The sequence below is a fragment of the Streptomyces sp. NPDC039609 genome (assembly GCF_055596705.1).
In genome coordinates this window covers 281,252-292,561 of the sequence record NZ_JBVIUJ010000003.1, presented here as the reverse complement: position 1 = coordinate 292,561, position 11,310 = coordinate 281,252, and the positions used below count along the sequence as shown (strand labels likewise).

At 69.9% G+C, this 11,310-nt stretch carries 10 protein-coding genes; 6 read left to right on the top strand and 4 right to left on the bottom strand.

What is annotated here, in order from left to right:
- Nucleotides 1–95 precede the first annotated feature (95 nt).
- Nucleotides 96–353: a WhiB family transcriptional regulator gene (locus ACZ561_RS10460; protein WP_470992969.1), complete on the bottom strand. Its 258-nt coding sequence runs from the start codon at nucleotides 351–353 to the stop codon at nucleotides 96–98.
- A gap of 54 nt (nucleotides 354–407) precedes the next feature.
- Nucleotides 408–863 carry an SsgA family sporulation/cell division regulator gene (locus ACZ561_RS10455; protein WP_470992046.1) on the bottom strand — a complete coding sequence of 152 codons (456 nt, stop codon included), beginning with the start codon at nucleotides 861–863 and terminating at the stop codon, nucleotides 408–410.
- Between the two features lie 283 nt (nucleotides 864–1,146).
- Between ACZ561_RS10455 and ACZ561_RS10450 the strand changes: the two genes are divergently transcribed.
- Together ACZ561_RS10450 and ACZ561_RS10445 are read left to right on the top strand one after the other, a co-directional pair.
- Entirely contained in the window at nucleotides 1,147–2,514 is a 1,368-nt protein-coding gene (locus ACZ561_RS10450; RefSeq protein WP_470992043.1) for a mycothione reductase, read from the top strand.
- 230 nt (nucleotides 2,515–2,744) lie between these two features.
- Nucleotides 2,745–3,113, top strand: coding sequence for a PRC-barrel domain-containing protein (locus tag ACZ561_RS10445; RefSeq protein WP_470992040.1), 369 nt, complete (start codon nucleotides 2,745–2,747; stop codon nucleotides 3,111–3,113).
- Between the two features lie 75 nt (nucleotides 3,114–3,188).
- Here the strand turns inward: ACZ561_RS10445 and ACZ561_RS10440 are convergent, their stop codons facing one another.
- Complete coding sequence (locus ACZ561_RS10440) at nucleotides 3,189–5,465, bottom strand: catalase (protein WP_470992037.1); 2,277 nt, start codon at nucleotides 5,463–5,465, stop codon at nucleotides 3,189–3,191.
- 303 nt (nucleotides 5,466–5,768) lie between these two features.
- On the opposite strand from ACZ561_RS10440, the gene ACZ561_RS10435 reads away from it, so the two are divergent.
- Genes ACZ561_RS10435 through ACZ561_RS10425 form a run of 3 tightly spaced genes read left to right on the top strand, consistent with a single transcriptional unit; the run spans nucleotide 5,769 to nucleotide 7,724 of the window.
- Complete coding sequence (locus tag ACZ561_RS10435) at nucleotides 5,769–6,449, top strand: HemK2/MTQ2 family protein methyltransferase (RefSeq protein ID WP_470992034.1); 681 nt, start codon at nucleotides 5,769–5,771, stop codon at nucleotides 6,447–6,449.
- Nucleotides 6,439–6,699, top strand: a complete 261-nt coding sequence (locus ACZ561_RS10430; protein ID WP_470992031.1) for a CDGSH iron-sulfur domain-containing protein — start codon at nucleotides 6,439–6,441, stop codon at nucleotides 6,697–6,699. The genes ACZ561_RS10435 and ACZ561_RS10430 overlap by 11 nt, the downstream gene beginning before the upstream one ends.
- Nucleotides 6,696–7,724 carry an iron-containing redox enzyme family protein gene (locus ACZ561_RS10425; protein ID WP_470992029.1) on the top strand — a complete coding sequence of 343 codons (1,029 nt, stop codon included), beginning with the start codon at nucleotides 6,696–6,698 and terminating at the stop codon, nucleotides 7,722–7,724. The genes ACZ561_RS10430 and ACZ561_RS10425 overlap by 4 nt, the downstream gene beginning before the upstream one ends.
- Before the next feature lie 185 nt (nucleotides 7,725–7,909).
- Here the strand turns inward: ACZ561_RS10425 and ACZ561_RS10420 are convergent, their stop codons facing one another.
- Entirely contained in the window at nucleotides 7,910–9,232 is a 1,323-nt protein-coding gene (locus ACZ561_RS10420) for a DUF2254 domain-containing protein (protein ID WP_470992026.1), read from the bottom strand.
- A 225-nt stretch (nucleotides 9,233–9,457) separates the two neighbouring features.
- On the opposite strand from ACZ561_RS10420, the gene ACZ561_RS10415 reads away from it, so the two are divergent.
- On the top strand, nucleotides 9,458–11,305 hold the full coding sequence (locus ACZ561_RS10415) for a glycoside hydrolase family 15 protein (RefSeq protein WP_470992023.1): 1,848 nt from the start codon (nucleotides 9,458–9,460) through the stop codon (nucleotides 11,303–11,305).
- Nucleotides 11,306–11,310 lie beyond the last annotated feature (5 nt).

Here is an 11,310-nt window from a genome sequence, read left to right as displayed (position 1 = left end):
CCCGTAGGAACGTGGGTCAGGACGCGCCCTGCACTCGGCCGACCTGCTCGGCCGCCATGCCCGTCACGGGATGCCCCCGTGGTTCGTGCAAGCGCTCACTTCGAGTTGTTCGCCCGGCGGCGCGACCTTCGCTTCAGCGACTGCCGCTCGTCCTCGCGCAGGCCGCCCCACACGCCCGTCACCTGGCGGGAGTCGTCCATGGCCCAGCGCAGGCATTCCTCGCGTACGGGGCAGCGCCGGCAGATCTCCTTGGCCTCCTCGGCCTGGATCAGCGCCGGTGCGCCTGTCCCCACCGGGAAGAAGAGGTCGGGGTCGACATCCTGGCAGGCCGCACGTGCACGCCAGCTGTCCAGCATCATTTCCTCCTGTCGCATGAATTCGTCGGTCCGTCGCACGGGATTCCGGCTCTACGGCCGCGCGAAGAGCCGAGAGGTCTCGGCCGCCCAGCCGATCCGAGCGGCCTCCCCTCCTTCGGGCACGGCAACGTACGTCTCGCCCAGCCAGCTCCGCAGGCCCGCGCGGTCGACGTCGACCACGGCGAACGCCCGTGCCGGGCCCAGCCGCATGCGGACGCGTCCTTCCCTGCCACCGCAGCGCAGCGGCCACAGCCGGACGTCGCCTTCGCCGCTCAGGACTCGGGTCCCGGAGCGCAGCAGCTCTCGGGAGAAGGTCCAGTCGACGACCCTGCCCGGCGGAAGCCGGAAGGTGACGCGTACCGCCCAGGGGTCGTCGGGGTCGTAGTGGAACGCGGCCTCGACGGGCAGACCGATCCCTCCTTGAACCTGACGGGCGTTGGTGTGCCACTCCCGCACCGGAGGTGTAGGGGGCGGCTGGGTGGTCTCGTGCCGGCTCGATTCAGACATCGTCACCAGTTCCGTCGGGGGACATCGCGCCGCTGACTGAGCGGCGCCGTACCCCCGCTCGTAACCCCGGACAAGGATTTCACGCCTTCTCTCTGCGAGAGGGGCATGAAAGGCACGCCTGCGGCCGGAAGGTTCGGGTGCCCCCATGTGAGGACGACCCCCTTGCGGGAGGTGGGGTGCTCCCGGCCGCCATCACACCGACACAACCGGACCCCCGCCGCGAGTGCGGAGTCGTGGGCGTGCCGCCGCGCCTCATCGGCGAACGCCCTCATAGGCTGGATCGATGCGCCACCACGATCTTGTCGTCATCGGTGCCGGATCCGGAAACGCCGTCGTCGACGGTTCGTTGGCCGATCTCGATGTGGCTGTCGTCGAGGAGCGCTGGTTCGGCGGAACCTGCCTGAACGCCGGATGCATCCCGAGCAAGATGCTCGCCCACACCGCACACGTCGCACGGAGCGTCAGGGAAGCGGGGGCATTCGACGTGGACGCCGCCCTGCAAGGGGTGCGCTGGCGGGGCGCGCGCGACCGGATCTTCGGGCGGCTGGACGCTGAACGGGATCGGGGTCGCAGCGGCAGAATGGAAGACGACTCAGTCACCGTGTACGAGGGCAGGGCGTTGTTCACGGGCCCCAGGACGCTCCGGATCGAACGGGTGAGCGGAACTCTGGACGTCAGCGCCGGGCAGATCGTCGTCGCGGCGGGCGGTCGTCCGCTCGTGCCCGGACCCGTCGTGGATGCGAACCTGCCGTACGAGACGTCCGACACCGTCATGCGGATCGACGCTCCGCCCCGGCGCCTCGCGATCCTGGGAGGCGGGTACATCGCCGCGGAACTCGCCGAGGTGTTCGCCGCGGCGGGAAGCTCCGTCACCATCGTCGAGAAGGAGGATCACCTGCTCGGCCCGCAGGACGAGACGGTCGCGGAGCGGTTCACCACGCTGGTCCGTTCTCGATACGACCTCAGGCTCGGCCAGGAGGTCACGACGGTCGGCGGTCGCCCCGGCGCGCTGCGCCTGACCCTGGACGACGGATCCACGGTCGAGGCGGACACGCTGCTCGTCGCGGTGGGCCGCGTCCCGAACAGCGACCGGCTGAACCTGGAAGCGGCGGGCATCGCCACCCACGGCGACGGCCGCGTGATCGTGGACGAACACCAGCGCACCACCGCGGACGGTGTCTTCGCGCTCGGTGACATCTGCTCGGCGGTGCCCCTCAAGCACGTGGCCAACCGCGAGGCGAAGGTCGTCGCGCACAACCTCCGCCACCCGGACGACCTGATCGCCGCCGACCACAGCCTGGTGCCGGCGGCGGTCTTCACTCGCCCGCAGGTCGCCTCCGTCGGCGCCACGGAGCAGGACTGCCGCGCCAAAGGGCTCAACTACCGGGTGGGCGAGGCCGGTTACGGCGATGTCGCCTACGGGTGGGCCATGGAGGACACCACCGGCTTCTGCAAGGTACTCGCCGAGGCCGGTACCGGGCGGCTCCTCGGCGCCCATCTGATGGGCCCGCAAGCCTCTACCCTCATCCAGCCCCTCGTCCTGGCCGCGACCCTCGGCATCGACGCCGCGACCCTCGCCACGTCTCCGTACTGGATCCATCCCGCGCTCACCGAGGTCGTGGAGAACGCCCTCCTCGACCTCGACCTGTGAGTGCCGGGACGCGTGCAGTCACACGCCGAGCGAGCTGCTCGCCGCCGTGGCGCGACGGTCCTGTGCGCGACGGTCACTTCTCCCGCTGCCACGAGATCGTGTGAATGGGTTGCCGGGGTCGGGGCAGGCGGAGTTCAGGCGGGGAACGTACCCCGCTGCGAAAGGCACACGGAAGAGGAGGGCGGCCGCCACTGTCGGCTGTCCTTGCCTACCGGAGGAGTTGTTTTCGCGTGACTGAGCACGTGTGGAGCTACAAGTCGACCGCGGGCCATCTGGCCGGTACCGAATTGACCGGCTACAAGGTCGAGGCGATCGACGGCAGCATCGGGAAGGTGGACAAGCACTCCGACGAGGTCGGTGACGCCTATCTGGTTGTGGACACGGGGGTGTGGATCTTCGGCAAGGAGGTCCTCCTTCCGGCCGGCACCGTGGTTCGGATCGACGTGGACGAACGGAGGATCTTCGTCGACCGGACCAAGGAGCAGATCAAGGACGCTCCCGAGTTCCACCGGGACAAGCACCTCGAGGACCCCGACTACCGCCACGAGCTGGGCACGTACTACGGACTGGGAGGCCCCTTCGGAGGCCCGCTGGTCTGACACTTCGTGTGAAGAGGGGCCCGAACTCGACGAGTTCGGGCCCCACACCCCTGTCACGAGTCCGCCCCTCACCCGTCAGAGCGTGGTGGGGAACCGGTCCCAGGTGCGGTGGCCGGCCAGGGACTTCGCGATCTGCTTGAGGACCGCGCCGGCGGTGCCGCCCAGCACGATGCCCGGTTCGTCCGCTCCGATGCCGGCGGCCTCGAGGGTCAGGGACGCGTCGCCCCATCCGCCGATCGCCTTGCCGTGGCGGTACGCCTCCGAGACCAGCAGCAGGACGCGGGGGTCCGGCCCCCCGCGCTCCGCCGTACCGGCCTTGGCATCGCGGGCGCCGTGCGCGTCGGCGGCGGCCTCGGGCGTTCCGGCGAGCAGGAGGGCGTCGAACTCGACGGAACGGGCCGCGGCGAACGTGCGCTGCACGGTGACCGGGTTCTTCGCGCGCCCGAGTACGCCGCCCGTAGGGGCGATGACGAGGGGAACCATGCCTCCCCTCAGGACGGCGTCCCGTACGGTACGGACGCTTCTCAGGTCCGCCGCCGGGTGGGCGACGATGCCGATGACCCGTCCGTCCACGGGCCAGGTGCGGCCGAGCTGCGACAGCGCCGGGCTCGGGTCGGGGCGGGTGAGGGGCTCCGTGGGGGCCGGTGCGGGGAGTCCGAGACCGGTGGCGACCTCCTCGCACAGCTGAGGGTCGATGTTGGCGAGGACGGCCACGGCGCGTTCCTTGACGGTCTGTTCGTGGCACTTGCTCAGTTCGAAGGTGTAGGCGGCGACGATGTGTTCGCGCTCGACCGGCGTCATGCTCAGCCAGAAGAGCCGGGGCTGGCTGAAGTGGTCGGCGAACGACGCGGGAGCCTCACGGACCTTCTGTGCGGCGGGCAGCCCGACGGGCGCTTCGATGAAGGCGGCCGAGTCGACACCGGCGAGGAAGGGGCAGCCGCCGTCGAGGCTGTTGGGCCGGTAGGGGGCGATCCCCGCGTGCACGGCGGTCTGATGCATGCCGTCGCGGAGCATGTCGTTGACGGGGGAGTGCGGGCGATTGATGGGGATCTGGGCGAAGTTCGGGCCGCCGAGCCGGCTGATCTGGGTGTCGAGGTAGGAGAACAGCCGCCCCGCGAGGAGCGGGTCGTCGGTGATGTCGATTCCGGGAACGAGATGGCCGGGGTGGAAGGCGACCTGCTCGGTCTCGGCGAAGTAGTTGACCGGGTTGGCGTTCAACGTCATGAGCCCGATGGGCTGTACCGGCGCGAGCTCCTCCGGGACGATCTTGGTGGGGTCGAGGAGGTCGATGCCCTCGAAGGTCTGGTCCGGGGTGTCGGGGAAGGTCTGGATGCCCAGCTCCCACTGGGGAAAGGCTCCCGCCTCGATCGCGTCGGCCAGATCCCTGCGGTGGAAGTCGGGGTCCATGCCGTTGGTGATCTGCGCCTCCTCCCAGACCAGGGAGTGGACGCCCAGTCTGGGCTTCCAGTGGAACTTCGCCAAGGTCGTGGCGCCCTTGGCGTCGACCAGGCGGAAGGTGTGGACACCGAAGCCCTCCATCATCCGGAAGGAGCGGGGAAGAGCCCGGTCCGACATGTTCCAGAGGGTGTGGTGGGTGGCTTCGGTGTGCAGGGACACGAAGTCCCAGAAGGTGTCGTGCGCGCTCTGCGCCTGGGGGATCTCCCGGTCGGGGTGCGGTTTCCCGGCGTGGATGATGTCGGGGAACTTGATGGCGTCCTGGATGAAGAAGACCGGGATGTTGTTGCCCACCAGGTCGAAGGTGCCCTCCCCGGTGTAGAACTTCGTCGCGAACCCACGCGTGTCACGCACCGTGTCCGCCGAACCCCGTGATCCGAGGACGGTGGAGAACCTGACGAACACAGGCGTCTCGACGCCCTTCGCCAGGAATGCAGCCTTGGTGATCTTCGCCGCGGTGCCGTACCCCTGGAAGACCCCGTGGGCGGCGGCCCCGCGTGCGTGCACGACGCGTTCGGGGATGCGTTCGTGATCGAAGTGGGTGATCTTCTCCCGCAGGTGGTGGTCCTGCAGCAGCACCGGTCCCCGAGCGCCGGCCTTCAGGGAGTGGTCGCTGTCGGGGAGCCGGGATCCTTGCGCGGTCGTGAGATAGGCGCCTCCTTGGGCCACGGCGGCCTGGGGCGCGCCGGTGGGCTGCCCCGTGGGGCTCACGGTGTCCGGGCCGCTCTGGTCCGGCTTGGGCGGCAGGGGCTCCCGGGGCCGGGTCGGCTCCGCCTCGGCGGGTGGCCGGGGCGAAGGGCGCCCGGGCGGTCGTTCCGGCGTGGCCTGCTTCTTCGGCGTGGTCCTGGCCTTCGTGACCCTGCCGGCCGCGGTCTTCTTCGCCTTCTTCTGCACCATGCCTGACGTCTCCTCCTGGCGGACTCCGTGCCCGCGAGATCTCTGCCGCACAGGTCGGCGGAGCCGGAGCGGCCCCGCCGTAACCCTCGCCCCCGGGGCTGCCCGCGGCACGCTGAATACGCCCGTACCGCCTAACAGCCGACAAGGCGGCGGGCTCGACCGGCATCACTCCGCGTGTCCGGCTCCGGCGACAGGTCGACAGCTCGACAGATCACCGAATCGTGGATGAGTCACCCCGGAGGGGGCAGTCGCAGGGAGCGGTCGGCGTCTGTCGGCCCGTCCCGTCGATCATGGAGGTACGTCGTGCCCGGTACAGCTCTGACTCTGGGCACGCTGCCTGCCGGGCTGATCGTCCTGCCCGGTGTCTACCAGCCGCAGGCGGACACTCGTCTGCTCGCCCAGGCACTCGCCCACGAGGAAATCGGCCCGGGGACGGACGTGCTGGAGATCGGTACGGGAACCGGCGCGCTCGCCCTCCACGCCGCGCGGAGACGGGCGCGGGTCACGGCGGTCGACGTCTCGTGGCCCGCCGTCGTCACGGCGCGGCTGAACGCTCTGCGCCGGCGACTGCCCCTGCGCGTCGTGCACGGCGACTTCGCGGCACGCGCCGCGGGCCGCCGCTTCGACCTCATCCTCTCGAACCCGCCCTACGTCCCGGCACCGGGCGCCGGGCCGCCCTCGCGGGGACCCGAACGTGCCTGGGACGCCGGACCCGACGGGCGCGGTGTCATCGACCGGATCTGCGCGAGCGCACCGGCACTGCTGCGTCCCGGCGGGGTCCTGCTCTTGGTCCACTCCGGGCTGTGCGGGGCCCAGGAGACCGTCGACCGGCTGCGCGAGGCGGGAATGGCCGCGGAGGTCACGACGAGAGCCTCGGTGCCCTGGGGACCCGTCCTGCGCTCGCGCCGGGCCTGGCTGGAACACGCGGGCCTGGCAGCCCAGGCCGAGGAGCGCGAAGAGCTGGTGGTCATCCGTGCCCGCTGACCCCCGGAACACCGCAGGCCCGGCCCGCACGGAAGCTCCGCCCCGCCGGGTGGCCGTGGACCCGAAGGGCCCTGTCCTGGTGGAGGGTCCCGTCGAGATCGTCCTCGACGACGGAACGGTCGCCCGGTCCGACCGCTTCATGGTCGCCGTCTGCACATGCCGCCGCAGCCGTACGTACCCGTGGTGCGACACCAGTCATCGCCCCCGCGAGCGCGCCACCCCGACCTCCGAGGACAGGGACCCCCGATGACGCCCTCCGACACGAGCGCCCCGGCCACCACCGCCGGGCCCCGCCTGGCCGAACCGCGCGGCGAGCTGTCCGCCACCGTCACCACGGCCCTGCGGTCGAAGGGCGTCCCGGAGTACAGCCCCGGCTCCGTACTGACCGCGGACCCCTGGGGTGAGGACCTCCAGCTCGCCCTCTACCTCCTCTACGAGCTCCACTACCGTGGTTTCGACGGTGTGGACGACGCTCGCGAATGGGACCCGGAACTCCTGCGGCTGCGTCAGGCCATGGAAGCCCGCTTCCTCTACGCCCTCGCCACCGAGCTGTCCGACGCACCGCGATCGGTCACGGAGGCCTTCGCCCCGCTCTTGGTCGAACCGCTGGACACCACCGGGAGCCTCACCCATCAACTTGAACGGGCGGGCGAGTTCTGGCAGTTGCGTGAGTACGCGGCTCTGCGCTCGCTCTATCACCTCAAGGAGGCCGACCCGCACGCCTGGGTGATTCCCAGACTGCGAGGCCGGGCGAAGGCCGCGATGGTGGCCATCGAGTACGACGAGTTCGGCGCCGGTCGCGCCGACCGGATCCACGCCCAGCTCTTCGCGCACCTCATGGAGGACCTCGGCCTCGACCCCGCGTACGGCCACTACCTGGACCATGCTCCTGCGCCGCTGCTCGCCACCGTCAACCTGATGTCCCTCTTCGGGCTCCACCGGTCCCACCGGGGTGCCCTCGTCGGCCACTTCGCCTGCGTCGAGGTGACCTCGTCACCCGGCTCCAGGCGGCTCGCCAAGGCGATGCGGCGCTGCGGGGCAGGACCGGCCGCCGCGCACTTCTACGACGAGCACGTCGAGGCCGACGCCGTGCACGAGCAGGTCGTCCGCCATGAGGTCGTCGGCGGGCTGCTCGCCGACGAGCCGTCGCTGGAGGCCGACATCGCCTTCGGCTGCGCTGCCACCGTCCACCTCGAGGACCGCCTCGCCGAACACGTCGGCGCGGCCTGGGCCGAGGGGCGCAGCGCGTTGCGCACGCCGTTGGAGAGGCCATGAGCGTTCCGGCAACCGCCGTACCCTCCGACGGAGCGACTTCGGCTGCGGAGACGGCCGCGTCGCTAGCGACCTGACGCGATCGGGCCCCCACCACCCACGCCGTAGTGAAGGGTGAGATTGCGAACTCGACGCCGAACGCAGGGTTGGCATCGAATCACGGCGGGTCCATGACTGGCCCGGACCTCCTACGAGGCATACTGCCCGCCGATGCCCTGGCGGTCGGGCCGTTGCGCGATGGCCCGGCGGGCCGGGTCGGTGAACTCCCGATCGATCGACTCCTGCAGCAGGCTGATCTCCGCTCGCACAGCGGCGTGCCGCGGCGGCGGCAGGGTGTCGAGCAGGCCCTCGAGCAAGGCGTGGAGCCGTCGGCAGATCTGCACGGACGACTCTCCGTAATCGCGGATCTCGCAGACGGCGAGCTGAAGGTAGTTCTCCCAGTCCCGCCCCGGCAGCACGAGCCGGGCGTGCCCGTCGCGATCGGCCAGCACGTAACGACCGGGGAGGTTCGCGCTGCCGACCCTGTGCAGGAACGACTCGATGTAGTTGAGCACCTGTACCGCGGTCGTAGGGTCGTTCACCGCGGGGGAGAGGGCCCTGATGGCGATGTCGACGAGGACCCGCAGGGCGAAGGCAGGATCCTGCTCGATGGTGCGCTCGGCCCCGAGAGCGACGAGGGAGGTCACCCGCTCCGGGTCCGGCTGCGATCTGCCCCCGTGGACCTCGATGAGGACGGTGCCGGGCGGTACGAAGTCGCCGATCAGCCGGGTCACGACGAAGACGCAGTCGTGACGCGCCGCCTCCGCGACCAGCCCGGCCACGTTGAACGCCTGGATGGCACCACCGCGTCCGGTATTCAGGCGCATCACCGGACCGTCGGACGACTTGGTTCCGTCTTCGCGTGGCGCCGCGCCCCGGATCGCCACGGCCCCCCTCGTGAAGACGGCCTCTCCCATGCGGGTGACCAGTTCGGCGATGGCCACCGGTCTGAGACTGTGCGTGAACCTGTTGAGGTAGATGAGCAGGAGCACGAGGCTGACGGCCACCGCCACGCCGGCCAGGGTGACCCCGAGGTCGGGGACGGAGTCGGTTTCGACGCTGCGCAGTAGGGAGAACGCGAACGCGAACGTCCCGGTGAAGGTCGCAAGCACCGCTTTCTGCAGCCGGTCCCGGTACCACAGGCGCATATAGCGAGGGGAGAGCGTTCCCGTCGCCTGCTGCACGACGAGTACGCCGATGGTGACGACGAATCCGAGCAACGCCACCATCGCCCCCACGATGGCGGAGAGCACGCCGCTCGCCGTCGTCGCGGAGTAGTGCCAGCCGCTCGGCGGCCAGTCCGCGCTGTCGGCGGTGAGCGCGAGCTCGGCGAGAAGGACGCCGAGGACGAGACCGAACATCGGCACGATCCACAGGCTCGCCTTGACGTATTGCCGCAGCCTGAACCTGGCCGCCCAGGACGTCAGGACACCCACGTCACGCCCCTTCACCCGGAGGAGTGCGGTGCGCATGAGGCACACGAGACCGCGGGCTCCCTCAGCGGGAGCCCTGTCACCTCACGGTAGAGCCGTTCTCGGAGCGGCGCAGCGGCAGAGCTCCCGTTGACGCTCGGTGCGACCCGCTCGCCAGGACGGGACGACACCGTCGGCCTAAGCTGGCCGAATGGCGCCTGGATCGCTTCGGCCGCCGCTCAACGGTGCCCGATCGTTGTCTACCGGGGCCGAAAGGGGCTCAAGATGGACGACTACCCCCTTATCGAGAACCACGGCCTCATCGGTGATCTGCAGACCGCGGCCCTCGTGACCACCGATGCGACGATCGACTGGTTCTGCTGTCCGCGCTTCGATTCGCCCAGCGTCTTCGGCGCTCTGCTCGACCGGCGGAAGGGCGGCCACTTCACCGTCAGGCCGGCCGCGGACACATACACCACCAAGCAGCTCTACCACCCGGACACCGCCGTTCTGGTGACGCGCTTCATGACCGAGGCCGGGGCGGGCGAGGTGGTCGACTTCATGCCGGTGACCGGCACGACGGCGACGGACCGGCACCGTCTGGTCCGCATGCTGCGCTGTGTCCGCGGCAGTATGACGTTCGAAGGGGAGATCGCTCCACGCTTCGACTACGGCCGTAAGCCGCACGAGCTCCACATCTCCGAGCACGGTGCCCTGTTCACCTCGGAGGACATGGATCTCGCGGTCCACGCCGTCCGTGAGCCGCAGGACGACCGGCTGCTGACCATCCTCTCCGGCGACAAGGACCTCCGTTTCAGTCTGACCCTGCAGGCGGGGCAGCAGCGAGGCATCGTCCTGGAGTCGTCCCCCGGCGGGCCGCCGCACGAGGTCCGGGTGTCCGAGTTCGAGCGGCTCTTCCACGAGACGGTCCGGTTCTGGCGCTCGTGGCTGGGCCAGTCCACCTACTCGGGCCGTTGGCGGGAGGCGGTGGAACGCTCGGCGGTGACTCTGAAACTCATGACCTACGCGCCGACCGGTGCCCTGGTGGCCGCGCCCACGGCGGGCCTGCCCGAGCAACTGGGTGGAGAGCGCAACTGGGACTATCGGTTCACCTGGATCCGTGACGCGTCGTTCTCGGTGTACGCCTTGCTGGGCCTGGGTTTCAAGGAAGAGACGGCTGCGTTCATCAGATGGCTGCACGACCGGGTGAAGGAAGAAGCCGGACAAGGAAACGGCACCGGGCCACTGAACATCATGTATCGCGTCGACGGCTCCTCCGACCTGGTCGAGGAGACTCTGGAGCATTGGGAGGGGTACTGCGGCTCCGCGCCGGTCCGCATCGGCAACGGGGCGGCGAGCCAGCTGCAACTGGACATCTACGGTGAGGCGCTGGACAGCATCTACTTCGCGCACCAGCACGGCCTCCATCTCGACAACAGGGGCTGGACCGCACTGCACACACTTCTCGACTGGCTGGTCGACCACTGGGACCAGCCCGGGGAAGGGCTGTGGGAGACCCGGGGCGGCCGGAAGGACTTCACGTACGGCCGCGTGATGTCCTGGGTCGCCTTCGACCGCGCCCTGCGGATCGCCCAGGACGACGGCCGCCCCGCGGCCGGTGGCCGCTGGGTGGACGCGCGTGACGAGATCTACGCGCAGGTGCTCAGCCGGGGATGGGACCCGAAGAAGCAGGCTTTCGTGCAGCATTACGGCGACGACGTGCTCGACTCGGCGTTGCTGCGCATGCCGACGGTCGGGTTCATCACGCCGGACGATCCGATGTGGAAGTCGACGTTGGACGCGATGGATCGTGAGCTGGTCAGCGACAGCCTGGTCTACCGCTACAACCCCGAGGCGTCACCCGACGGACTGCGCGGCTCCGAGGGAACGTTCTCCCTCTGTACGTTCATGTACGTCGACGCCCTGGCGCGGGCCGGACGCATTGACATGGCCAGACTGGTGCTGGAGAAGATGCTCACCTACGCCAACCACCTGGGCCTGTTCTCCGAAGAGATCGGCCTGACGGGACGGCAGCTGGGCAACTTCCCCCAGGCCTTCACGCACTTGGCCCTGATCGACGCGGCGATCACCCTGGACTCGAAGCTCAACGGGCCGCCCAGGAGCGGGAGGTAGTCGCA